The sequence below is a fragment of the Streptomyces yangpuensis genome, assembly GCF_001005295.1.
Lineage (GTDB): Bacteria > Actinomycetota > Actinomycetes > Streptomycetales > Streptomycetaceae > Streptomyces > Streptomyces yangpuensis.
Genome location: NZ_LBMK01000003.1, coordinates 836381 through 860976, shown reverse-complemented (window position 1 = coordinate 860976; position 24596 = coordinate 836381). Strand labels below are relative to the sequence as shown.

Sequence of the window (24596 nt, the reverse complement as noted above, 5' to 3'; positions counted from 1 at the left end):
CCTCGTACTACGAGACCTCTCGTACAAGTGCGTCGAGCTCGGCCCGCAGCGCCCCGGTCAGCGCCGCCAGGTCCGGAACCGCGGCCGCGTCGGCGACCAGGCCGTAGTGGACCGTCCCCTTGTAGGTGGAGACCGCGACCGCCAGCGACTGGCCGCGGGCCAGCGGGGCGAGCGGGTAGACCTCGTGGACCCGGCTGCCGCCGAGGGAGAAGGTGAGGCCGGGCAGCGGAACGCTGGTGACGAGGATGTCGTAGAGCAGCCGGGCCGCCTGGGCGACCAGGGGCCCGCCGAGCCGGTGGCCGAGCGGGTGGACGTGGTCCGCGAGCAGGGCGACGGCCCCGGCGCCCCGGGCGGGCCCGGCGTCCTTGTTGCGGTCCATGCCGACGCGGACGCGGTCCAGGCGCCGTAGCGGATCGGGCTCGGCGAGCGGCAGCCGGAGCAGGTAGCCGGAGAGCCGGTTCCCCGCGCCCTCGCCGTCCCGGGGTCCGCGGCGGCGGGACACGGGGATCAGGGCCCGTGGTCCGGCCCCCAGGGGTTCGGGGTCGCCGCGCCCGGCCAGCCAGCGCCGCAGGGCGCCCGCGACCAGGGTGATCAGCACGTCGTTGACGGTGCCGCCGGCCCCCTTGCGGATCAGGTTGACCTCGTCGAGGTCGAGCGCGAGACCGGCGACGGTACGGCTGCCCGCGCCCGCGGGACCGGCCGTGAGCGCGGCGGGGACCCCGAGCGGCAGCCCCTCGCGGGCCATGGCGGCGCCGATCTCCAGGGCCTGACCGACGCCCTGGACCCGGGCGGCCAGGACTCCCGGGAGCCGGCTCAGCACAGACCCGCCCCGCTGCCCGGGAACCGGGCGCACGGGCGCCCGCGGCCCGGGGACCTCGTCGAACAGCGCGGCCGCCAGGGCGAGCGCGCCCAGGCCGTCGGCGAGGGCGTGGTGGAACTTGAACAGCACGGCGAAGGAGTCCGGATCCGGCCCGGCCAGTACGTGCACCTCCCACGGTGGCAGCTCCCGGTCCAGCGGGCGGGCCATCAGGGGGCCGGCGGCCTCGTGCGGGCGGCGGAGGTCCGTGCGGACGAGGAAGACGTGCCGCGCCGGATCGAAGCCGGGGTCAGGCGACCAGGCGGCGGCGCCGAGGGGCAGCAGCACGTCGCGGATCCGGCGGCGCAGGCCCGGCACGGCCGCACAACGCGCCGTGAGGAGCGCGGCGGCGCGCTCGGCGGCGTCCCCCTCGTCCGGCCCCGGGGGTCCGGGGGTGCGGAAGACGGCGAGGGCACCCAGGTGCATGGGATGGTCGGCGGACTCCATCCGCCAGAAAGCGAGGTCGAGCGGAGACAGGTACTCGGTGGCCACGTACGTCCTCTCACGCGCGGCAGCAGTGGCTTGAAGTCAACCCACTGCGAACACCCCCATGCAAGGCGCAATCATTTCCGGGCGGTAAATGATCGGTATAGATCATCCGATGCGAGGTGCGCGGCGCCCGCCGGGCCCCTGTCGGTGGGCGGGTGCAGACTGGCCGGAAAGACGCTCCGTGAGGAACGATCCGCCCGCAAGGACGACGAGGTCCGGAGGTGCCGGCCATGGCCGACGTACTGCTGCTCGTGGGAACCCGCAAGGGACTGTTCATCGGCCGTCGCAGGGGCGACGGGCCGTGGGAGTTCGACGGGCCCCACTTCAACGCCCAGGCCGTCTACGCGGCCGCCATCGACCGGCGCGGCCCGTCCCCCCGGCTGCTGGTCGGCGGGGACAGCACCCACTGGGGTCCGTCCGTCTTCAGCTCCGACGACCTCGGGGCGACCTGGCGGGAACCGGCCAGGGCCGCCGTCAAGTTCCCCCAGGACACCGGCGCCTCGCTGGAGCGGGTCTGGCAGCTCCAGCCGGCCGGGGCCGAGGCGCCCGACGTGGTGTACGCGGGGACGGAGCCGGCGGCGCTGTTCCGCTCGACGGACCGGGGCGAGTCCTTCGAACTGGTCCGCCCGCTGTGGGAGCACCCGAGCCGCGGCAAGTGGGTCCCGGGCGGCGGCGGCGAGGGCCTGCACACGGTGATCACCGATCCGGGCGACCCGGACGCGGTGACGGTGGCGGTCTCCACCGCCGGGGTGTTCCGGACCAAGGACGGCGGGGCCAGCTGGGAGCCGTCCAACCAGGGGGTCTCGGCGGTGTTCCTGCCGGATCCGAACCCCGAGTTCGGCCAGTGCGTGCACAAGATCGCCCAGGACGCCGGCGACACGGACCGGCTGTACCTGCAGAACCACTGGGGCGTCTACCGCAGCGACGACGCGGGCGCCCGCTGGACCGACATCGGCGGCGGGCTGCCCTCCGACTTCGGCTTCGCGGTCGCGGCCCATCCGCACCGGCCGGACACCGCCTACGTGTTCCCGCTCAACGCCGACTCGGACCGGGTCCCGGCCGGGCACCGGTGCCGGGTCTTCCGCACCGCGGACGCGGGCGCCACCTGGGAACCGCTCACGCGCGGACTGCCGGACTCCGACCACTACGGCACGGTGCTCCGGGACGCGCTCTGCACGGACGACGCGGACCCGGCGGGGATCTACTTCGGCAACCGCAACGGCGAGCTGTACGCCAGCCACGACGACGGCGACAGCTGGCAGTTGCTGGCCGAGCACCTTCCCGACGTCCTGTGCGTGCGGGCGGCGACGATCGGCCAGTAGAGTGATCCACTGTGGCAGCACGACCGTTGAACGAGATCGTCGAGCCGGGCTGGGCCCGTGCTCTGGAGCCGGTGGCGACGCAGATCGCCGCGATGGGCGACTTCCTGCGAGCCGAGATCGCGGCGGGGAGGACGTACGTCCCCGCCGGGGCCAATGTGCTGCGCGCCTTCCAACAGCCCTTCGACGAGGTCAAGGTCCTCATCGTCGGCCAGGACCCGTACCCCACCCCGGGGCACGCGGTGGGGCTGTCCTTCTCGGTGGCCCCGGACGTACGGCCGGTTCCGCCGAGCCTGGACAACATCTTCCTGGAGATGCACCGGGACATAGGGACCGGCCGGCCCGCCAACGGTGACCTCACCCCGTGGACCCGGCAGGGCGTGCTGCTGCTCAACCGCTCGCTCACGACCGCGCCCCGCCGGTCGAACGCACACCAGGGCAAGGGCTGGGAGGCCGTCACCGACCAGGCCATCCGCGCGCTGGCCGCCCGGGGCAAGCCACTGGTGTCCATCCTGTGGGGCCGTGCGGCCCGGAACCTCCGGCCGCTGCTCGGCGACCTGCCGGTGGTGGAGTCCTCGCACCCCTCCCCGAAGTCGGCGGATTACGGGTTCTTCGGCTCCCGGCCCTTCAGCAGGACGAACGAACTACTGGTGGGCCAGGGGTCACAGCCTGTGGACTGGCGCTTGCCGTCCGTCAGTTGAACGTATCTGCAATTCACCGGATAAATACGGACAGATGCGGCACGCGAAGGCCCTGCCCGAACACCTTCTTCCGATAAGCCAGTAGCATGCGGCGCCATGAGCTCCCCCACTGGCCCCGCAAATGGCCTGCCCGTACGAATGCCGCGACCCCGCCCGACCGGACGGCACCGCCGGCCCGAGCCCGCGGCTGCGCCCGAGGGCGCGCCCGCGCTGGTACTCGCCGTGCCCGGTGCGCCCTCGGCCGCCTCGCGGGGGCTCGCGGAAGAGATCATCAGCATCGGCCGCTCCGAGCTGCCGGGCCTCGACGCCCGCATCGGTTTCCTGGAGGGTGACGACGCCTCCGAGTTCCCGTCCCTGTCCGGCGTGCTGAACGCCGTCGCGGCCGACCGGACCGCTCGTGCCGAGTTCGCCCGCGCCGCCGGCCACGAGGTGCCCGAGCAGACCGGCCCGGACGCCGTGGTCGTCCCGCTGCTGGCCGGCCCCGACAGCGACCTGCTGCGCCGGATGCGCCAGGCCCTGATGGACTCCACCGCCGCCGCCGAGCTGGCCGACGTCCTCGGCCCGCACCCGCTGCTGGCCGAGGGTCTGCACGTGCGCCTCTCGGAGGCCGGACTGGCCCGCGCCGACCGCGCCCGCCTCTTCACCGTGACCACCGCCGCCGACGGCATCGTCCTGGCCACCACCGGTGGCGAGGAGGCCGTGCAGGCCGCCGGGATCACGGGCATGCTGCTCGCCGCCCGCCTCGCGGTGCCCGTCCAGGCGGCCGCGCTGGACCAGGAGGGCTCGGTGGCCGCGGTCGCCGACCAGCTGCGCCGCGAGGGTTCCACCCAGCTCGCGCTCGCCCCGTACCTGATCGGCCCGGAGGCCGCCGACGGGCTGCTGGACACGGCGTGCAAGGAGGCCGACTGCGCCACCGCCGAGGTGCTCGGCGCCTACCCGGCACTCGGCAAGCTGGCCGTCGCGCAGTACACCGCGGCTCTGGGCATCCCCCAGGGCTCGCCCGCGCACTGACCCGCCCGACCCGCGCGAAGGCCCCCGCCGCCCGGATCTCCCGGCCGGGCGGGGGCCTTCGCGCGTACGGTCCGCGCCCGGCCGTCGCCCGGCCCGCGTACGGGACTCAGTCGAGGACCACGCAGGTGGCGGCGGGCACGGCCAGCGAACCGGCCCGGTGCGGCTGCCCGGTCAGCGGGTCCACGTCGAACCAGGTGACGTCGCCCGAGTGCTCGTTGGCCGCGTAGAGGCGGCGGCCCGCGGCGTCCGCGGCGAGGTCCCGCGGCCACAGGCCGCCGCAGTCCACGGTGCCGGTCAGCCGCGGCTTACCGGGCCCGTCGGCGAGCGACAGGGTGACGAGCACGTCGGCGCCGCGGACGGCCGCCCACACGAACCGCCCGTCGGGGGAGGCCACGACCGCCGAGGGATACACCCGTACGGCCCCTGAGGCGCCCGCGGAGGCCACCGGAACCTCACCGACCGGTTCCAGGTGCCCCGATGCGCCGTTCCACCGGCAGACGGTCACCTGCGGCTCCAGCTCGTGCAGGATGTACACCACAGCGCCCTCCGGGTGGAAGACCAGGTGGCGGGGTCCCGTTCCGGCGCGCAGCGCCGTCTCGGTGTGCACCCGCAGCTCGCCCGTGACCGCGTCCGGCGCGCAGACCCGTACCGAATCGGTGCCCAGGTCGACGCCGAGCACCCAGCGGCCGGTCGGGTCGGGCAGCGCCTGATGGGCGTGCGGCCCCTCCTGCCGGGCGGTGTCGGGGCCGGAGCCCCGGTGCGCGAGGACGCGGGCCGGTCCGCGGGGGCTGCCGTCGGCGGCCAGCCCGAGGCTGCTGACGCTGCCCGAGGTGTAGTTGGCGGTGAACAGGCGCCGCCCGGACACGCTGACATGGGTGGGGCCGGAGCCGCCGACGCGCACGGGCGCGCCCAGCGCCGCGAGACCCCCGGCGGTGGGCCGGAAGGCCGCCACCTCGCCCCGCTCGGTCTCGCTCACCGCGTAGAGGACGCCGGTGTCCCGAGCGAGGGCGAGGTACGACGGATCCTCGGCGGTGGCGACCGAGAGCGGGGTCAGCGCCCCGGTCTTCGGATCCACGGCCGCGATGGTCACACCGCGGCCGCCCCCCGAGGTGAAGGAGCCGATGTAGGCCCGGTGTTCGCCGCTTCGGTCCGTGCTGTCCGCGCCGCCCACAGGAAACCCCTCTCACCGCCGCCGGATCCGTCCGGAGCCGACGGTAACAGAAGGTCTAGACCAAATCCCGTCCGCGGGCCCGTTCCTGCGCGCCGGAGTGGTGGACGTACGCCGTGCTGCTGGGGCGGTCCTCGTAGGTGCGGTGGAAGACCGGGGTCGCCGCGCCGGACATCGGCGGCACGATCCAGGACCAGTCCGCGCCCACCTCGCGGCCCTTGCGCTCCTCCCGTTCCATGTGGGAGAGGAAGCGGCGGGACTCGGAGTGGTGGTCGGCGATGGTGACGCCCGCGCGGTCGAAGGAGTGCAGGACCGCCCGGTTGAGCTCGACCAGGGCGCGGTCCTTCCACAGTGAGCGGTCGCTGGAGGTGTCCAGGCCCAGGCGGCGGGCGACGGCGGGCAGGAGGTTGTAGCGGTCGGTGTCGGCGAGGTTGCGCGCGCCGATCTCGGTGCCCATGTACCAGCCGTTGAACGGCGCGGCCGGGTAGTGGATGCCGCCGATCTCCAGGCACATGTTGGAGATGGCGGGGACGGCGTGCCAGCGCAGGCCCCAGTCCGCCCAGTCGTCGCCCTCGGGGTGGGCGATCGGGACCTCCAGGACGGCGTCCGCGGGGGTGTCGAACCACCGCGGCTTGTCGTCGACGCCCTGGACGACCAGCGGGAGCAGGTCGAAGGGGGTGCCGGCGCCGCCGGACCAGCCGAGCCGGAGCAGGGCCTCGGTGAGCGGGGCGTTGCGCGCGTCGCCGACGGTTATGGACGGGTGGTCGCCGTACCCGGCATACCGCACCAGCTGCTCGCTCCAGATCAGGGGGCCGGGGCGGTCGGGGACCTCCGGGGCGAAGACCGTGATGGTGGGCCTCACCCGGCCGCCGTTGGTCGCCTCGCGCAGGTGGTCGAAGCACTCGGCGGCGATGGCGTCGGCGTCGGTGAGTCCGCGGCGGTCCCGGACCCGCAGCGAGTTCCAGTAGAGCCTGCCTATGCAGCGGTTGCTGTTGCGCCAGGCCACGCGCGCCCCGTGGACCAGCTCTTCGGGGGTGTGCACATAGGTACCGGTGTCCGCGAGTTCCGCCCTCACGGCGGCGAGCCGGGCGCGCGGATCACCCGCCCCGGCGTTCTCCCTGTGGAAGAGTCGGATGAACTCCTCGGCCGCCTGCCACACCTGTGCGGTGGTGGAGCGCTGTTGAAGAATTTCCATTCCGGCGGGTTACCCCCTGTCCGACCAGATCCACCCTGTACGTGCCGCATGAATGTGCAGTAATCAATTACCCGTTGTACCTGCCGCAGGTCAGCGGCGTATGGCATGAGCTTTCGGAACACTCTTCCGGGTGATCCTGGAGGATTGGGCTGCGGTCAGGGGGCACGGAGACGTAGGATCCGGCGCGCCGCGGGAGTTGACGGCTCGTCGGCTGCTCGGCGCGCCCGGGTCAGCGGCAGGGGCGGCTCATGAACAGCGCCTGTTCGCCCGCGGAGGGTGTGCCCCCGTACAGGGCGGTGTCGAGGCCGCAGAAGGCGAACCCCATGCGCCGGTAGGCGTGCACGGCGGGGGCGTTGACCGAGCTGACCTCGACCCAGAGGTGCTCCGCGCCCCGTTCGCGGGCGAACTCCGCGGCGTGCTCCATCAGTGCGCTGCCGATCCCGCGGCCCCGGTGACCGGGCGCGACCTCGATGTCCTCGATCGTCAGCCGCCGGTTCCACGCGGCGTAGCCGACGGCGGCGAATCCGCAGAGCTCGCCGCCGTCGAGGGCCACGAAGGTGCGGTTGTCCGCGTCCACGTCGGGGCCCCGGGAGCCGGCGAACCCCTGCTCGTCGTGCTCCTCGGGCGGGAACGCCTTGCGCACGGGCGGGTCCACCGGGACCTCACGGAGCAGGAAGCCGGAGCCGTCGCCGGAGGCGGCGACCTCGAAGACGGTGGAGGTGGTGAAGGAGCCGTCCAGGGCCTCGATGGCGCCCGCATCCTCGGGGCGGGCGAGGCGGTAGACGATTTTGCCGGCCGGGGCGTGTGCGGTGGTCATGAGATCCACCGTACGCAAAAAATCCCCCGGCCGAATTCACTGCCGAGGGAGAAGAAGGCGTATATTGAATAGTTCGCGACTTCGCCTTGAGCGAGGGCGCAAAGAAGCTTACGAGGACACTGTATCGCGGCGGGAGTGCAATTGTCAACCGAGGAATTCCGGAAAGAGCAGCAATTCGTCACCGACCTCTATCGGCGCCTCGACGACCTGCGCGACCAGGCCGAACAGGCGGTCGAAGGGGCATTGCGCGATGTCGGAACGGGCTTTCAGGCGCGCCTGGAACGCGATGTCCTGGTGGCCGAGCAGTCGGGCCTGCTGTCCGCTCTGAATGCCGGTGAGAACGGCCTGTGTTTCGGGCGTCTGGAGTTCTCCGACGGCCGCGACCACCACATCGGACGCATCGGGATCCGCGCCGACGACACGGAACGCACCCCGCTGGTCCTGGACTGGCGGGCCGAGGTCGCCCGCCCCTTCTACCTCGCCACCGGGCACACGCCCATGGGGCTGCGCCGCCGCCGTCACATCAGCAGCCGGGGCCGGGTCGTCACCGCCCTGCACGACGAGATCCTCGACCTGACCGACGCGGAGCGCACCGGCCACGAGGGGGCCGACGCCGACGCGGTCCTGCTGGCGGCGCTCGATGCCGCCCGCACCGGCCGCATGCACGACATCGTGCGGACCATCCAGGCCGAGCAGGACCGGATCATCCGCTCCACGCACCGCGGGGTGCTGGTGGTCGAGGGCGGACCCGGCACCGGCAAGACCGCGGTCGCGCTGCACCGTGCCGCGTACCTGCTGTACGCCCGTCGCGAGCTGCTCGCCCGGCGCGGTGTGCTGATCGTGGGGCCGGGGCCGGCCTTCCTGGGCTACATCGGCGGGGTGCTCCCGGCGCTCGGCGAGACCGGTGTGCTGCTGTCCACGCCGGGCGAGCTGTTCCCGGGGGTCCACGCCACCGGCACCGACCGTCCCGGGGCCGCCGCGGTGAAGGGCCGCGCCGCGATGGCACAGGTCCTCGCCCGGGTCGTGGCCGACCGGCAGTGCCTGCCGGAGCACGTGCCGGCCGGCACTGGCGAGGAGTACGACACCGTGCCCGAGGCCGCGCTGGAGATCGACCACGACGACTACGGAACCCTGCTGCTGGACCGCACGATGGCCCACGAGGCGCGGGACCGGGCCCGGGCCACCGGGCTGCCGCACAACCGGGCGCGGCCGGCCTTCGCCTTCCGGATCATCGACGCGCTCACCGCGCAGCTCGCCGACCGGCTGGGGGCCGATCCGTACGGCGGTCCGAACCTGCTCGGCGCGGACGACGTGGCCCAGCTCGGCAAGGAGATCGCGACGAGCGCCGCCGTGCACGCGGCGATCGACTCGCTGTGGCCGTCGCTCACCCCGCAGCAGCTGATCACCGACTTCCTGGCGGAACCCACGCACCTGCCCGTGGAGGAGGCCCGGCTGATCCGCCGCGCGCCCTCGGCGCGGCCCGACTGGACCCCGGCCGACGTACCGCTCCTGGACGAGGCGGCCGAGCTGCTCGGGGAGGACGACAGTGCGCTGCGCGCCGCCGAGGAGCGGCAGAGGCAGCTGCGCATCGCGTACGCGCAAGGGGTGCTGGACGTGTCCGCGGGCTCGCAGTCGTACGAGTTCGAGGACGAGGAGAACGAGTACCTCGCGGCGCACGACATCATCGACGCCGAACGGATGGCGGAGCGCCACGAGGAGGCCGACCACCGCAGCACCGCCGAGCGTGCCGCGGCGGACCGCACCTGGGCCTTCGGGCACGTCATCGTGGACGAGGCGCAGGAGCTGTCGGAGATGGCGTGGCGGCTGCTGATGCGGCGCTGCCCGACCCGTTCGATGACGCTGGTCGGCGATCCGGCGCAGACCGGTGACGAGGCGGGCTGCGGATCCTGGGAGCGGATCCTGGCGCCGTACGTCGGCGACCGGTGGGAGCTGGTCCGGCTCGGGGTCAACTACCGCACCCCGGCCGAGATCATGGAGGTGGCGGCGGCCGTGCTGCGCGAGCGCGATCCCGGCTTCGAGCCGCCGCGTTCGGTACGGGCCACCGGGGTGCGGCCGTGGGCGCGGGCGGCCGGCGACCTGGCCGGGGCAGTCGGGGAGGCGGTGCAGCGGGAACGGCCGGCCGAGGGGCGGCTCGCGGTGATCGCCCAGCGGGAGCTGCACGGGGCGCTGGCGGCCGTACTGCCGCAGGTGCGGGAGGGCGCGGAGCCCGATCTGACCCGGGAGGTCGTCCTGCTGGATCCGCGCCAGGCCAAGGGGCTGGAGTTCGACACGGTGATCGTGGTGGAGCCGGCCGACTTCGGGCCGAGCGACCTGTACGTGGCGCTGACCCGGGCCACCCAGGCCCTGGGGGTGGTGCACACCCCCGGCCGGCTGCCCGCGGAGCGGACGCCGGCCTGGGGCGCTCTGCTCAGGCGCTGATGACGAACGGCGCCTTGGGGTCGCTGCCCAGGGGGGTGGCCAGTTCGGTCAGGGCCCGCTCCAGGCCCTGGAGGTGGGCGAGCGCGGGTTCGGTGGTGGCGGCGGGCGGGGCGGTGGCGCCCGTGGCGGCGGGCGCTTCGAGCTCCCGCTCGCCGGCGGTCAGCGCCTGCACGGCCGCCTCGACGCGCCAGCAGGCGGCGGCGAGGCGGGCGTCGTGGCCGGCGTCCGGGTCGGCGGCGACGGTCACCAGGCCGCGCACCTCGCGGGCGCAGTCGTCGAGCAGGGCGATGACCTGGCCGGCGCGGGCCTTGCGGGCGCGGAACGGGCTGAGCGGGTGGACCAGCGGGGCGAGCGCCATCCGGACCCGGGCGAGCAGGGTCTCCAGCTCCGCGGCGTGCGGGGCGGGGTCCGCCGTCGGGGAGCCGGCGAGGCGGGCGGTGGCCTGGGCGGTGGCGGCGTGCACGCAGTGCAGGGCGCGCTGGATCCACGCGTCGTTCGTGGCGTGGGTGGTGACCGGCAGGACGAGGACCACGGCCAGCGCGGCACACACGGCGCCCACGGCCGTCTCCTCCAGACGGAGTACGAGCAGGCCGGGGTCGAGCACGCCGAGGAGGCCGTAGAGCAGCCCGGCCATCAGCGTGACCGCGAGGATCATCCAGCTGTAGGAGACGGCGGCCGTGTAGAAGATGCCGAAGACGCAGGCGGCGACGAGGAGGGCGGTGGGCAGGGGCGCGCCGTCCAGCGGGATGGCGATCAGTACCCCCGCTGCCACGCCGACGACGGTGCCGAGCACCCGGCGGAAGCCGCGGACCAGGGTCTCGCCGCGGGAGGCGGTGTTGACGAAGATCCACCAGGCGGTGCCGACGGCCCAGTACCAGCGGTCCTCGGAGAGCACCTGGCCGACGGCGAGGGCGACGGCGCACGCGACGGTCGCCTGGAGGGCCTGGCGGGTCGTGTGCCGGGCCAGGCCGCTGCCGGGCAGCGGCGCGGGGGCGGCGGGCGGCGGGGTGCGCCGTTCGATCGGCCAGAGCAGGAACCGTACGGCCGCGGCGGCGCCGAGGGCCAGGCCCACGGCGGCGTACAGCTCGGGGAGCTGGGCGGGCAGGGCGTGCAGGAACTGCGTGATGAAGAAGTTCATGAACGCGAAGATCCCGAGCGCGTGCCCGCGCGGGCCCCAGCGGCGGGCGTAGACCCCGCAGAAGACGACGAGCACGAAGGCGGCGTCCCGCAGGGGGGTCACCCCGTGCAGGGCGGTGGCGAGGGCCAGGACGGGGAATCCGGCGGCGGGCAGCAGGGCGGTGGTGACCGTCTGGCGGCGCACGGTGGCGTCGGTGACGGTGAAGAGCGCGAGCAGGGCCGCCAGTCCGCCGGTGATGGACGCGGTCAGGGACAGACCGCACAGTTCGGCGAGTGCGACGGCCGCGGCGACGCCGATCACGGCGCGGGCCGACGTCCTCAGTCTCAGGCGCCCCGGATCCGGAGCTACGAACATCCTCTTCACAGCGGCTTGCCGCCCCCCTGCAGTGGTGCGCGCCGTCCCGCGCCGCCCGGGGGTGGTGGGCGGCGGACGGGCACGGCGAAGGCGCCGCGCTCCGGAGCCGGCCTCGTTGCCGTCCGGCGCTGCGCGGCGCCGTAAGTACATGGATACGCCACAGATAAGCACCTGGAGGCCCACTGGCTCAACTCGGGCAGGGGAAGATGGGCCATTGGCCCGGTTACTGAAGGGTTTGGTCGGCCATGGGGCTGCCAACGGACCAGTCGGGCCGGTGTCTGCGGAGCGTGGCCGCACGACTCTCGTCCGCATGACCACGCACTGTTATCGTGCAGCGACCCGGAAGACGTACGGAAGGGGACCGGCGTTGACGCGTACAGCGGAGTCCGGGGAGGCCGAGGCGTTCAGCCGGGCCGCCGTGGCGGTCTTCCGGTTGAACGGGCGGTTCACCGCGGCCGTCGACCGGCTGGCCCTGTCGTCCGGTCTCAGTGCGGCACGCTGGCAGGTCCTCAGCGCGGTGACGGAGGAGTCCCTGTCGGTCTCCGAGGTGGCCCGGCGCGTGGGGACCACCCGGCAGAGCGTGCAGCGCATAGCGGACCTGCTCGTCCGCCAGGGGCTCGCGGCCTATCTGGACAATCCGGCGCACCGCCGGGCGAAGCTGCTCGCCGCCACCGAGCGGGGCGCGGCGGCGAAGGGGGAGATCGACTCCTGCCTGGACGGGCTCGCCCGGCACCTGTGCGAGAGCCTGGGCGGTGAGGAGGAGGTGCACCGAACGGCCGAAATGCTTCGGGGGCTGTCGGGTGTACTGGCCTCGGTCGGCGCCGGCGACTCTCCGTGAGGGCCATTCCCCGCCCCATTGCTATACGGACAAGGTGGCCTGAAACAGCCGCTGTTTTTCCCAAGAGTTGACTGCACCGAGGAATCGTCTTTGCGGTACCGTTCGCGCCTGACGCGGGGTTTCAAAGGCGGGGGACCTGTTGAATCGGTTTGTCTTCAGACTGTTGGGGCCACTGCTCGTCCAGGCCGACGACGGCCCCTTGCGCATCAACGGCCGGCGCCAGGCGACGGTCCTCGCGATGCTGGTGCTCTATGCCGACCGGGTCGTCTCGGTGGACACCCTGGTGGACGCCGTCTGGCCGGATTCCCCTCCCGCGACGGCACGGAACCAGATCGCCATCTGCGTGGCCACCCTGCGCAAGACCTTCAAGCAGGCCGGCGTGACCGATCTGCTGATCACCTCTCCCCCGGGCTATCTGCTGGCCAAGGGCGAGCACCGCGTCGACGTCCAGGAATTCCTGGAGCGGGCCGACCAGGGTCGCGACGCCGCCCGGCACGGCCGCACCGAGGAGGCCTGCACGCTATTCGAGGAGGCGCTGAGCATCTGGCGGGGCTCGGCGCTCGACGAGACGCCCGGTTCCCGGCTGGAGGCCGAGGCGACGCGCCTGGAACAGATGAGGCTCACGCTCATCGAGGAGCGCGCGGGGCTGATGCTTCAGCTGGGCCGGCACCGCGCGCTCATCGGTGAGCTCACCGACCTGGTGGCCCGGCATCCGCTGCGCGAGCAGTGCCGCGAGCACCTCATGCTCGCCCTGTACCGGTCGGGCCAGCGCGCCGAGGCACTCGACGTCTTCCTGCACGGCCGCCGGTTACTGACCGAGCAGCTCGGGATCGAACCCGGCCCGGGGCTGCGGCAACTGCACGAGCTGATCCTGCGGGACTCGCCGGAACTGACCCGTCCCCCGGCCGTACTCACCCCCGCGCCGGCCGCCGTGCACACGATCCCGGCGCAACTCCCGGCCGGCGTCATGGCGTTCACCGGGCGGCAGCACGAGATGGCTTCGCTGGACCGGCTGCTCAAGGAGCCGTACAACCCCCACACCCCGGCCCTGGCGACGATCGTGGGCGTGGGCGGGGTGGGCAAGACGGCGCTGGCGGTCCACTGGGCGAGCCAGGTCGCCGACCAGTTCCCCGACGGCCAGCTCTTCGCCGATCTGCGCGGCTACGACGAGGAGCAGGCGCCGGTGTCCCCCGCCGCCGTCCTCGACCGCTTCCTGCGCGCCCTCGGGATCGCCGCACCCCAGGTCCCGGCGGATCCCGACGAGCGGGCCTCGCTGCTGCGAAGTCTGCTCAGCACCCGCAAGACGCTGATCGTCCTGGACAACGTACGCTCCTTCCACCAGCTCAGGCCCCTGCTGCCGGGCGGCGGACGCAGTGTGGTGCTGGCCACCAGCCGGGAGAACCTGGGCGACCTGACCGGGGACTACACGGCGCTCAGCATCCGGCTGCGGATGCTGGAGCCGACCGAGGCGACGGCCCTGCTGATCAAACTGGCCGGAGCGGACCGGTTCGGCAGCGACCCGGTGGCCGTGGAGCAGCTCGGCGCGCTGTGCGACTGCCTGCCGCTGGCGCTGCGGATCGCCGGCGCCCGGCTGGCGGCCAAGCCCAACCTGAGCGTACGGAGCCTGGTGGAGCGGCTGCGCGACCACCGGTCCCGGCTCGACGTGCTGAGCCCGGGCGAGGGCGGGGTGCGCGCGGGCTTCCGGCTCACCTACCGGGACCTGCCGCCCGAGGCGGCCCGGATGTACCGGCGGCTCGGGCTGCTGCGCACGGCGGACTTCGCCGCCTGGGCGGGGGCGGCCGTACTCGACACCAGCGTGTGGCACGCGGAGGAGCTGATCGACCACCTGGTCGACGCCCAGCTCCTGGAGGTCGCGGAGGCGGCCCCGGGCCGGGCGGCCCGCTACCGGTTCCAGGACCTGCTGCGGCTGTTCGCCCGGGAGCGGGCGGAGGCGGACGAGCCGGAGGAGGAGGCGGACGCCGCGCTGGAGCGGGCTTTCGGGGCGTGGCTCTGGCTGGCCGAGGAGGCGCACCGGCGGATCGACGGACGGGAGTTCCCGGTGGGCCGGCCGGCGGCACCCGCCCCCGGCTTCCTGGGCGAGATCGCCGACGAGCTGCTGGGCTCGCCGATGGACTGGTTCGAGTCGGAGCGCACCGCCGTGACGGACGTGGTGGCGCAGGCGGCGGAGACGGGCCGGGCCGGTCACGCCTGGATGCTGACCGAGAGCGCGGTACCGCACTTCGAGACCAAGAACTATCTGGAGGACTGGCAGCGCAGCGCCGAGCAGGCCCTGGCCTCCGCCCGGCGGGCCGGGGACGAGCCCGGCGAGGCGACGATGCTGCGGCTCCTGGGGTCGCTGGCGATCTACCAGCGGCGCTACGAGCAGGCCGAGGGCTGGACCATGGCCGCGCTGCGGCTGCTGCGCACCACCGGCGACCTCGGCGGGGCGGCGCTCGCCCAGCGGAACCTGGCCATGTGCGCGCGGTTCCAGGGCGACTGGGAGCGGGCGCTGGAGTACTGCGAGGCGGCGCTCAGCGGTTTCCACGACTCCGGGGACATCGGGAACGAGGCCCATCTGCTGGGTTTCCAGGCGCAGATCGAGCTGGACCGGGGCAACGTGGGCGGCGCGCTGCCGCTGGCGGAGCAGGCGGTGGCGCTGAGCCGGCGCACCGGATCGGTGCGGGCGGAGGCCCAGAGCGTGTACCGGCTGGCCGAGGTGCGGCTGCGCGCGGGGGATCTCGGGGAGGCCGCCGAGGCGTTCGGCGCCGTGCTGCGGCTGACCCGCGGCGAAGGCGACCGGGTCGGTGAGGCCCACGCGCTGCGGGGCCTCGGCCAGACGCGGTGGAGCCAGGGCCTGCTGCAGGCGGCGGGGGAGACGCTGCAGCAGGCCCTGGAGATCACCGATGAGCTGGCGGACCGGTTCCTGTACGCCCGGGTGGAGACGGACCTCGGGTGCGTGGACGCGCTCGGGGGCCGCTGTGCGGAGGCGGCGGAGAGGTTCCGGCGGGCCTGTGCCGCCTTCGGCGAGGTCGGCGCGCAGCCCTGGCGGGTACAGGCGGGGCGGCTGCTGACGGCCGTGCAGGGTGCGGGGGGCGAGCCGGGCGGTGGGGGGCCCGGAGGGCTGCCGCATCGTTCCTTCACTCCGGAGGAACTGACGGCCCTGCTGGCGCATCCGGCGAACTGAGACCCGTCCGGTACGGACCGGGCCGCTGCGGCGGCGGAGTGCGCGGACCTGCGGTGCTGCGAAAGAACGGTTCTGCGGTGGTTCGGTTCTGCGGTGGTTCGGTTCTGCGGTGGTTCGGTGCTGCGATGGTTCAGTGCTGCGATGGTTCAGTGCTGCGGTGCTGCGGGACCGAAGCCGTACGGGACGGCCGCGTCGGGCGGTCAGCCCCAGGGCATGTCGCCGTTGGTGCCGGCGGAGCCCGGGTATGAGGGGTGCACCGGCTTGACGACGCCCCAGGGCATGTCGTCCGCCTGGACGCCGGCGCTCGGCTGCGCCGTGGCGGCCGTGGCGGCCCCCGTGCCCACGAACATCCCCGCAAGAACGACCAGGCAAGCGGCCGTCGTCTTCGCCGTCCGGGTGCTGCGCATCTCGGATTCCCCTCTCGGTGGATCATCACTGCCGCTCGCTGCGGCACGAATGGAACAGTAGGGACGGCTCCTTTCTCGTCCGTGTTCCATCGATTTCATGACCCGAGCCCCCCGCGAAATCGACACGATATCGAGGGGACAACGCGCTCATCTAGCTTCGTTCGAAGATTCTTCTCAGGAATCACGGATGGGGCGGTACATGGAATTCCGAGTGCTCGGGCCAGTAGAGGTACGGCGGGACGGCCACCGGGTCGCGTTCTCCGGGGCGAAGCTGCACACCGTGCTCGCGGCGCTCCTCCTGGCCCGCGAAGAGGTGGTGTCGGACGACCGGCTGTGCCGGCTGCTGTGGGGCTGGGCGCCCCCGGCCACTGTCAGCGCACAGCTCTACACCTATATTTCACGCCTGCGCAAGATTCTCGGCGACGATGTCGTGATCGATCGCAGACCACCGGGATATGCCATGAGCATCGGTAATGCGAGCGTCGACCTGAACGAATTCGAGAAGCTGGCGCTCGGCGGCCGCGAGGCATTGATCAAAGAGGACTTCGAGAGCGCCGGTGAGCTGCTGCGCGACGCCCTGGCCCGGTGGAACGGCCAGCCGTTCGCGAACGCCACCGAATACCTCGCCGACGCCGAGGCCCCGCGGCTGAGTGAGGCGCGCGCCGTGACCCTGGAGCACCGTATCGCGGCGGACCTCGCCCTCGGACGGCACGAGCAGATCACCGGTGAGCTCACCGGGCTGGTCTCCGAGTTCCCGTTGCGCGAGCGCATCCGGTGCCAGCTGATGACCGCCCTGTGCCGGTCCGGGCGGCAGGCGGACGCCATCCACCTCTACCACCACGGCCGGGCGGTGCTCGCGGACGAGCTCGGGGTCAACCCGGGCGAGGAGCTGCAGGCCACCTACCGGGCGCTGCTGGACGGCACGCTCGACCGGCGGCCGGCTTCCGTCCCGGCCGTACGGGCGCAGGCCCGGCCGCGGGTGTCCGGCCCGGCGGCCGGGGCACCGGCGATGCTGCCCCCGGACACCGTCGACTTCACGGGCCGGGGGCCGGAGCTGGATCTGGTGTGCCGCGCCCTGGCACCCGACGGGCAGGGCTCCGGCCGGCCCCGCCGGGTCCTGGTCACCGGCATGGCGGGGCTGGGCAAGACCGCCCTGGCCGTCCACGCCGCCCACCGCTGCCAGCGGCACTTCCCCGACGGGCAGTTGTACGCCGACCTGCGCGCCGCGGACGGCACCCCCCGGCACCCGGCCCGGGTGCTGCGCCGGCTGCTGCGGGCACTGGGGCCGATGGACGACGTACCGGCCGCCGACGACCAGGACCAGCTGGTCCGCCTCTACCGTGAGCGGACCCGGGGCCGGCAGCTGCTCATTGTGCTGGACAACGCCTCGGGAGCGGCCCAGTTGGGGCCGCTCCTGCCCAACACCCCGGAGCCGGCGGTCCTGGTGACCGGGCGTACGGCCCTGCCCACCGTGGCCGGGGCGCACACCGTGGCCCTCGCGCCCCTGGAGCCCCGGGATTCGCTGGAACTGCTCGCCGCGGCGGCCGGTCCCGCCCGGGTGGCGGCCGCACCGTGCGCGGCGTCCGCGATCGTCGAGCACTGCGCCGGCCTGCCGCTGGCGCTGCGGATCGTCGGCACCCGGATCGCCGCCCGGCCGCACTGCACCCCCGACCGGCTCGCCCACCGGCTGGCGGATCCCCTCACCCGGCTGCGGGAGCTGCACTCGGGCGACCTGGACGTGCACACCTCCCTGCTGCCGTCCTGGCGTGCGCTGGATCCCGAGGTACGGGCGGTGTTCCCGGCGCTGGCCGCGCTGGGACACGGCCCGGGGCCCAGGCCGTTCCCCGCCGCCGAGGCGGCGACGGCGCTGGACCTGCCGGAGGCCGAGGCCGAGCGGCTGCTGGAGGCGCTCGCCGACGCGGCCCTGCTGGAGGTCAGCGGCGCGGACGAGAGGGGCCAGCCCTGCTACCTCTTCCACCCGCTCGTACGGCTCTTCGCGCTCTCCCTGGAGGAGGGGCGGGCGCCGTTGCCCGGCGGGCCGGCCGGCCGCGCGGGGCATAACCGGCGGCTAACTCACCGCCCCTAGCCTCGCCCTGCCCCGCAGCAGGGCGTCCCGGCCCGTATCCACCCAGGCACGCAAGCCAACGGCCCGTAACACCGAATGGAGTTGGACCATGACCGAGCTCCTGCCCGCTCGCGCGGACAGTGCCGCGTCCTTCCCGATGACCGAGACGCAGCAGGCACTGATGATCGGGCGAGGCGAAGCCGTCGAGATGGGCGGCATCGGCTGCTACGGATACTTCGAGTGGGAGCGCCCCGGCCTCGACCCGGAGCGGTTCGCCGCCGCCTGGCGCACGGTGGTCGCCCGTCACGACATGCTCCGCGCGATCGGGGGCACGGACGGCACCCAGTGGGTGCCGTCCGACCCGCTGCCCTTCGACATACCGGTCGTCGACCTGCGCCACCTGTCCGCCGACGCGGCCCGGGAGCACCTCGCCGCGCTGCGCGAGGAGATGAGCCACGTGGTGTTCCCGGTCGGCAGCTGGCCGCTGTTCGACCTGCGGATCTTCCGGCTGGGCGGTCCGGAGAACCTGGGCCGGGTCCACCTGGGGATCGACCTGCAGGTGCTGGACGCCTCCAGCGCCTTCCAGGTCCTCTTCCCCGAGCTGGTCGACCTGTACGAGGACCCCGACGCGGACCTCCCGGAGCCCGGCATCTCCTTCGCCGAGTACGCCCGCTGGCGTGCCGACGCCCTGCCGCACACCGAGGCCTTCCGCGCCGCCCGCGACTACTGGGTGCAGCGCGTGCCCACCCTGCCGCCGGCCCCGTCGCTGCCCACGGGCGGCTCCGGCGGGGACACCGGCGAGGTCCGCTTCGACCGCCGCGAGCACCGCCTCTCCCCCGCCGGCTGGCAGCGCTTCCAGGAGCGGGCGCGCGGGGCGGGCCTGACCCCGTCGGTGCTGCTCACCGCGGCCTTCGCAGAGGTGGTCCGGGCCTGGGCGGAGGAGTCCGACTTCACGATCAACTATCCGGTCTTCCAGCGCCCCGCGGTGCACCCGGACATCACCGGCGTGCTCGGCGACTTCACCAACGCGGTGATGCTCGCCGCCGACGGTTCGGGCGCGACCTTCCTGGACCGGGCGCACGCCCTGCGCGACCAGCTCGCCCGCGACGTGGAGCACGGCTCCTTCAACGGCGTGCGCGTGCTGCGGGAGCTGACGCGGCTGCACGGTGTGGGCGCGCAGGCCGGGATGCCCGTGGTCGTCACCAGCCTCCTCGACTATCCGGTGCGCCGGCCCGTCACGGACCTGGGCCACGAGGTGTACTCGATCTCGCAGACCCCGCAGGTGACCCTCGACGTGCAGCTGCGCGAGCTGGCCGGCGAGCTGCGCGTCATCTGGGACTTCGTCGACGGGGCCTTCGCGCCCGGGTTCGTCGACGCCGCCTTCGGCGTGTACGTGGACCTCCTGACCCGGCTCACCGAGGACCCGGAGAGCCTGCACACCGCGCGCTTCGACCTGATCCCGCCGGCCGAGCGTGAGCTGCGCCGCCGGGTCAACGACACCGCCGGGCAGATCCCCTACACCACCCTGCACGAGCTGTTCGCCCGGCAGGCCGGGCTCACCCCCGACGCCGAGGCCGTGGTCGACGCCTCCGGGCGGCGGCTCAGCTACGCCGAACTGGCCACGTACGCCTGGCGGATCGGCCGCACCCTGCGCGAGCACGGGGCGGCGCCCGGCGAGCTGGTCGCGGTCGTGATGGAGAAGGGCTGGGAGCAGTACGCCGCGGTGTACGGCATCCTCGCCTCCGGCGCCGCCTACCTGCCGCTGGACGCGTCGGTGCCGCCGGAGCGGCTGCGCCGGCTGCTGGCCGAGGCCAAGGTCGACCGCATCCTCACCCAGTCCTCGCTGGAGTCCCGGATCAGCTGGCCGCCCACGGCCCGCCGCTACCGGGTGGACAAGGACTTCGAGACGGGCACCGCCACCCGGCCCGACACCGCGCAGACCCCCGCGGACCTCGCGTACACGATCTTCACCTCGGGTTCCACGGGCGAGCCGAAGGGCGTGATGGTCGACCACATCGGTGTGGTCAACCTGATCCGCGATGTCGCGGAGCGTTTCGAGGTCGGTGCCGCGGACCGCCTGCTGGCCATCTCGGGGCTGCACTTCGACGCCTCGATCTACGACGTCTTCGGTGTGCTCACGCAGGGCGGGACCGTGGTGGTGCCGCCGCCGTTCGAGCACGCGGAGCCCGACGTCTGGGCCGATCTGGTGCAGGCCGAGCAGGTCACGCTGTGGAACTCCGTACCCGTCCTGATGGAGCTGCTCGTCGGCGAGGCCGAGGTGCGCGAGCGGCGCGGCGGCGGCCGGCCGCTGGAGTCGCTGCGGCTGTCGGTGCTCTCCGGCGACTGGATCCCGCTGACGCTGCCGGACCGGCTGCGGGCGCAGAGCCCGCGGATCCAGGTGGTGGGGTCGGGCGGTCCCACCGAGACGATCTGCTGGTCGCTGTTCCAGCCGATCGGCGAGGTCGACCCGGCCTGGACGAGCATCCCGTACGGCAAGCCGATCACCAACCAGCGCTACTACATCGTCGACGCGGCGGCCTACGAGCGCCCGCTCGGGGTCGTCGGCGAGATGGCCGTGGCCAGCGACGTCGGTCTCGCGCTCGGCTACTGGAACGACGCCGGGCGCACCGCGAGCCGCTTCGTCCGCCTCCCGGAAACCGGTGAACGCGCCTACCTGACCGGCGACCTGGGCCGCTACCTGCCGGACGGCAGCATCGAGATCCTGGGCCGGGACGACTTCCAGGTGAAGATCCAGGGGCACCGCATCGAGCTGGGCGAGATCGAGGCCGTCCTGCGCCAGGACGACGAGGTCGAGGCGGCCGTGGTGGTGGCGCCCGCCAGCGCCCACGGGGTGCGGCGGCTGCACGCCTTCGTGGTGGCCGCCGCCGGCTCCGGCGCCGGCGCGGGGGACCGGGTGCTGGAGCGGCTTGCCGCGCAGCTCCCCGGCTACATGGTGCCGGCCGCGCTGACCGTGCTGGACGAGCTGCCACTGACCCGCAACGGCAAGGTCGACCGGCTGCTGCTGGCCTCCTCGGCCGGACGTCAGCAGTCCGCCGACGACGCGGCCGTGCGGGAGGGCGGGGACGGCCCGGGCAGTGCGCTGGAGCTCGTGCTGTGCGCGGCGGTCGCCGACATCCTCGGCCTGGACGGGGTGGCGCCCGGCGACAACTTCTTCACCCTGGGCGGCGATTCGCTCAGCGGGACCCGGCTCGCGGGGCTGCTGGGGGAACTCCTCGGGGTGCCGGTGCCCGTCAAGACCGTCTTCCAGAACCCGGTGGTCTCCGACCTCGCCGGGAAGATCGCCGCCGACGAGCAGCACGGCGCGGAGGCGGTGGCGGCCGCCGAGGCCTTCGGCGAGCTGGAGGCCGACGAGACGGACACCGCCGATGCGGCCGGCTGAGGACACGAGCCGGTTCGGCACGGACACCACGGACGAATCCGAGAGGGGACAGTCATGAGTCTCACCCTGCCCGCGCCCGTCACCGATCCGCTGGACGAGGACGGGCTCGGGGTCGGCGCACCACAGGCGCCCGCACCCGACCTGGTCGATTTCGCCGCGCACGCCAACACCCGCCTGAGAGAACGCGATTCCGTCCTGTACGACCTGCTGGCCCGGGAGTCGGCGCGCCAGCGCGACACCCTGATGATGGTCGCGGCGTCCAGCGTCGCGGACCCGTCCGTGCTGGCCTGCGAGGGCAGCGCGCTCGGGAACCTGACCGCCGAGGGGTATCCGGGCAACCGCTACCACGCGGGCTGCGGCGTCGCCGACGAGATCGAGCGGCTCGCGATCGAGCGGGCGTGCGCCGCCTTCGGGGCGCAGGACGCGATCGTGCAGCCGCACTCCGGGTCCTCCGCGAACCTGGCCGTGATCACGGCGCTGCTGAGCCCCGGCGACTGTCTGCTCGGTCTCGACCTGGACTGCGGCGGCCACCTCACGCACGGCTCCCCCGCCTCGGTGACCGGCCGGTACTACCGCGCCCACGGCTACCGGGTGACGCCGGAGGGGCTGCTCGACTACGACCAGATCCGCGAACTGGCGCTGGAGCACCGGCCGAAGCTGATCGTGTGCGGGGCGAGCGCCTACCCCCGCAGCATCGACTTCGCCCGGTTCCGGGAGATCGCGGACGAGGCCAACGCCTACCTCCTGGCCGACATCTCGCACATCGCGGGACTGGTCGCGGCCGGCCTCCACCAGAGCCCCGTCGACCACGCCCATGTGACCACCACCAGCACCTACAAACAGCTGTACGGCCCGCGCGGCGGACTGATCCTGCTGGGCCGCGAGGCCCGCAGGGCCGGTCCGGAGCGCGGCACCCTGGCCGCGACCCTGCGCCGCGCCGTGTTCCCCTTCACCCAGGGCACCCCCGACCTGGCGTCGGTGGCGGCCAAGGCCCGCGCCCTGGACTTCGTGGCGAGCCCGGACTTCGCGGAGGTCGCCAAGCGGCTGGCCGACGGCGCGCAGGCGATCGCGGAACGGCTCCTGGACCGGGGCTTCCGGCTGGTCACGGGCGGTACGGACACCCACATGGTGCTGCTCGACCTGCGCGGCACCGGCGTCACCGGGGACGTGGCGGAGGAGGCCCTGGAGTCCTGCGGGATCGTCGTCAACCGCAACCGCGTCCCCGGGGACACCACCGGGGTCCGGGTGACGGGCGGCCTGCGGCTGGGCACCAACACGCTGGCCGCGCGCGGGATGGACCGTACGGTCGCCGCGGAGTGCGCCGACCTGGTCGCGGACGTCCTGACGGCGCTCGCCGCCACCGGCGGCGTGCTGCCGGACGCGCTGCGCGACCGGGTCCGCACCCGGGTCTGCGAGCTGTGCGCCGCCCACCCCCTGCCGGGGTACCTGACGTGACCTTCAGCGGCTTCCCGCCCTCGGCACTGCGCCTGTACGAGGACCTCGCGGCCGACAACAGCAAGGAGGCCTGGCGGCTGCGCCACCGCGAGCGGTACGAGCGCGACGTGCGTGCGCCGATGGACGAGCTGGCCGCTGACCTGGGCACGTTCTTCGAGGAGTGGGCCGGGCCGGGCGCCGTGCAGGTGCTCGGCCCGGTCCGGGACACCCGGATGTCCCACGACAAGTCCCCCTACAAGACCTATCAGGGCGCCTACCTGGACCTGCTGCCCTGCCTGGGCCTGTGGGTGCACCTGGACCGGGACGGGCTGTACGCCTCGGGCCGCTGGTACCCGTACGCCGGGGCCGAGGTCACCCGCTACCGTGCCGCCGTCGAGGAGGAGGACGGCGGCGCGGAGCTGGCGGCGATCACCGGCCGGCTGGCGGAGCAGGGCTTCGTCCTCGGCGGGGACCGGCTCAGGTCCCGGCCCCGGGGGGTGCCCGCGGACCACCCGCGGCTGGACCTGCTGCGCCACCGCAAGATCGACGCGGGGCGCCGCCAGGGTCCGGCCGCGGGCCTGCACACGGCACGCGCCGGGGAGTTCGTCCGGGAGACCTGGCTGCTGGTACGGCCGCTGCTGGACTGGATGGCGGCGCGCGAACTGACCCCGAAGCCCCGCGAAAGAGGAGTTGACGAGCCGTCATGACCACAGGTGGTTCCGGCATCGCCGATCTGCGCAGCGACACGGTGACCCGGCCGGGTCCCGGGATGCGGGCCGCAATGGCCGGCGCGGAGGTCGGCGACGACCTCTTCGGGGAGGATCCGACCGTGCGCGCCCTGGAGGAGCGCCTCGCCGGGCTCTTCGGCTTCCCCGGCGCCCTGTTCACACCGTCCGGGGTGATGGCCAACCAGATCGCATTGCAGCTCCTCGTCGCGCCGGGCGAGGAGCTGGTGTGCGACGCCGAGGCGCACGTCCTGGCCCACGAGGAGGCCTCCCCGGCCCGCTACGGCGGGATCCAGACCCGTACGGTGACGGCCGAGCGCGGGGTGGTCACCCCGGAGCTGCTGGCCGGGGTGGTCCGGCGGGGGAACGCGTACACGCTGGGCACCCGCGCGGTGGAGGTGGAGCAGACCCACACCCGGGCCGGCGGTACGGTGCACCCGCTGGACACGCTGCGCGCGGTGCGCGAGCTGACGTCCGGCGCGGGCGTGGCCGTGCACATGGACGGCGCCCGGATCTGGAACGCGATGGCCGCTACGGGGACGTCGGCGGCCCAGTACGGGGAGACGGCGGATTCGCTGTCCGTGTGCCTGTCGAAGGGGCTGGGCGCGCCGGTCGGTTCGGTGCTCCTGCTGCGGTCCGAACATCTGCCCAGGGCGCGGAAGCTGCGGCACGGCCTGGGCGGCGGCATGCGCCAGTCGGGCATCCTGGCCGCTGCGGGGCTGTACGCCCTGGACCACCACGTGGAGCGGATCGCCGAGGACCACGACCACGCCGGGCTGCTGGCGGCGGGGCTGCGGGACGCGGGCTTCCCCGTGCGCCCGCCCGAGACCAACATCGTCCTCGTCGGGGTGCCGGGCGCCGACGAGGTCGTTTCACGGGCCGCGCAGGAAGGAGTGCTGGTGACCGCGCCGGACCCGGAGACCGTCCGGCTGGTCACCCATCTGGACGCAGGAGACAAGGCGTGTCGGCGCGCCCTCGAGGTGCTGACCGCCGTGATGACCGATGTCGTCGCCGGGGCGCGCAGGAACGCGCCCGCGGGACGCCCGTAAGAAGCGG

At 73.8% G+C, this 24596-nt stretch carries 17 protein-coding genes; 11 read left to right on the top strand and 6 right to left on the bottom strand.

Annotation, left to right across the window (positions count from 1 at the left end):
• Positions 1-7: 7 nt before the first annotated feature.
• Positions 8-1348 carry a wax ester/triacylglycerol synthase family O-acyltransferase gene (locus AAT21_RS19100; protein WP_046778018.1) on the bottom strand — a complete coding sequence of 447 codons (1341 nt, stop codon included), beginning with the start codon at positions 1346-1348 and terminating at the stop codon, positions 8-10.
• A 227-nt stretch (positions 1349-1575) separates the two neighbouring features.
• On the opposite strand from AAT21_RS19100, the gene AAT21_RS19095 reads away from it, so the two are divergent.
• The 3 genes from AAT21_RS19095 (at position 1576) to AAT21_RS19085 (ending at position 4376) form a co-directional block, all read left to right on the top strand.
• Complete coding sequence (locus AAT21_RS19095) at positions 1576-2667, top strand: WD40/YVTN/BNR-like repeat-containing protein (RefSeq protein ID WP_046778017.1); 1092 nt, start codon at positions 1576-1578, stop codon at positions 2665-2667.
• Positions 2668-2678: 11 nt separating this feature from the next.
• Positions 2679-3365: a uracil-DNA glycosylase gene (locus tag AAT21_RS19090; protein WP_030657563.1), complete on the top strand. Its 687-nt coding sequence runs from the start codon at positions 2679-2681 to the stop codon at positions 3363-3365.
• Between the two features lie 96 nt (positions 3366-3461).
• Entirely contained in the window at positions 3462-4376 is a 915-nt protein-coding gene (locus AAT21_RS19085; RefSeq protein ID WP_079025801.1) for a sirohydrochlorin chelatase, read from the top strand.
• A 106-nt stretch (positions 4377-4482) separates the two neighbouring features.
• Here the strand turns inward: AAT21_RS19085 and AAT21_RS19080 are convergent, their stop codons facing one another.
• The 3 genes from AAT21_RS19080 to AAT21_RS19070 form a co-directional block, all read right to left on the bottom strand.
• Entirely contained in the window at positions 4483-5547 is a 1065-nt protein-coding gene (locus AAT21_RS19080) for a lactonase family protein (protein ID WP_046778015.1), read from the bottom strand.
• Positions 5548-5602: 55 nt separating this feature from the next.
• Positions 5603-6739 (bottom strand): nitric oxide synthase oxygenase, encoded by a 1137-nt coding sequence (locus AAT21_RS19075; protein WP_046778014.1) that lies wholly within the window; start codon positions 6737-6739, stop codon positions 5603-5605.
• Positions 6740-6968: 229 nt separating this feature from the next.
• A complete protein-coding gene (locus AAT21_RS19070; protein WP_046778013.1) occupies positions 6969-7556 on the bottom strand; it encodes a GNAT family N-acetyltransferase in 588 nt (195 codons plus the stop codon).
• A gap of 141 nt (positions 7557-7697) precedes the next feature.
• On the opposite strand from AAT21_RS19070, the gene AAT21_RS19065 reads away from it, so the two are divergent.
• Positions 7698-9995 carry a HelD family protein gene (locus AAT21_RS19065; RefSeq protein ID WP_046778012.1) on the top strand — a complete coding sequence of 766 codons (2298 nt, stop codon included), beginning with the start codon at positions 7698-7700 and terminating at the stop codon, positions 9993-9995.
• Here AAT21_RS19065 and AAT21_RS19060 read toward each other — a convergent pair.
• Positions 9985-11487, bottom strand: a complete 1503-nt coding sequence (locus tag AAT21_RS19060) for an FUSC family protein (protein ID WP_046778011.1) — start codon at positions 11485-11487, stop codon at positions 9985-9987. The genes AAT21_RS19065 and AAT21_RS19060 overlap by 11 nt on opposite strands.
• Before the next feature lie 367 nt (positions 11488-11854).
• Between AAT21_RS19060 and AAT21_RS19055 the strand changes: the two genes are divergently transcribed.
• Both AAT21_RS19055 and AAT21_RS19050 read left to right on the top strand, forming a co-directional pair.
• Positions 11855-12325 (top strand): MarR family winged helix-turn-helix transcriptional regulator, encoded by a 471-nt coding sequence (locus AAT21_RS19055; protein ID WP_046778010.1) that lies wholly within the window; start codon positions 11855-11857, stop codon positions 12323-12325.
• A 163-nt stretch (positions 12326-12488) separates the two neighbouring features.
• Entirely contained in the window at positions 12489-15509 is a 3021-nt protein-coding gene (locus AAT21_RS19050) for an AfsR/SARP family transcriptional regulator (protein ID WP_063838119.1), read from the top strand.
• Between the two features lie 200 nt (positions 15510-15709).
• On the opposite strand, the gene AAT21_RS19045 is transcribed toward AAT21_RS19050, so the two are convergent.
• Positions 15710-15916, bottom strand: coding sequence for a hypothetical protein (locus AAT21_RS19045; protein ID WP_046778009.1), 207 nt, complete (start codon positions 15914-15916; stop codon positions 15710-15712).
• A gap of 199 nt (positions 15917-16115) precedes the next feature.
• Here AAT21_RS19045 and AAT21_RS19040 point away from each other — a divergent pair, with 199 nt between their 5' ends.
• The 5 genes from AAT21_RS19040 (at position 16116) to AAT21_RS19020 (ending at position 24589) form a co-directional block, all read left to right on the top strand.
• Positions 16116-18002 carry an AfsR/SARP family transcriptional regulator gene (locus AAT21_RS19040; protein WP_046778489.1) on the top strand — a complete coding sequence of 629 codons (1887 nt, stop codon included), beginning with the start codon at positions 16116-16118 and terminating at the stop codon, positions 18000-18002.
• Between the two features lie 88 nt (positions 18003-18090).
• Positions 18091-21381 carry a non-ribosomal peptide synthetase gene (locus tag AAT21_RS19035; RefSeq protein WP_052757876.1) on the top strand — a complete coding sequence of 1097 codons (3291 nt, stop codon included), beginning with the start codon at positions 18091-18093 and terminating at the stop codon, positions 21379-21381.
• Positions 21382-21435: 54 nt separating this feature from the next.
• Positions 21436-22836: a serine hydroxymethyltransferase gene (locus AAT21_RS19030; RefSeq protein ID WP_079025798.1), complete on the top strand. Its 1401-nt coding sequence runs from the start codon at positions 21436-21438 to the stop codon at positions 22834-22836.
• Positions 22833-23522: a DUF2461 family protein gene (locus AAT21_RS19025; RefSeq protein ID WP_046778008.1), complete on the top strand. Its 690-nt coding sequence runs from the start codon at positions 22833-22835 to the stop codon at positions 23520-23522. The genes AAT21_RS19030 and AAT21_RS19025 overlap by 4 nt, the downstream gene beginning before the upstream one ends.
• Positions 23519-24589, top strand: coding sequence for a threonine aldolase family protein (locus AAT21_RS19020; protein WP_046778007.1), 1071 nt, complete (start codon positions 23519-23521; stop codon positions 24587-24589). The genes AAT21_RS19025 and AAT21_RS19020 overlap by 4 nt, the downstream gene beginning before the upstream one ends.
• Positions 24590-24596 lie beyond the last annotated feature (7 nt).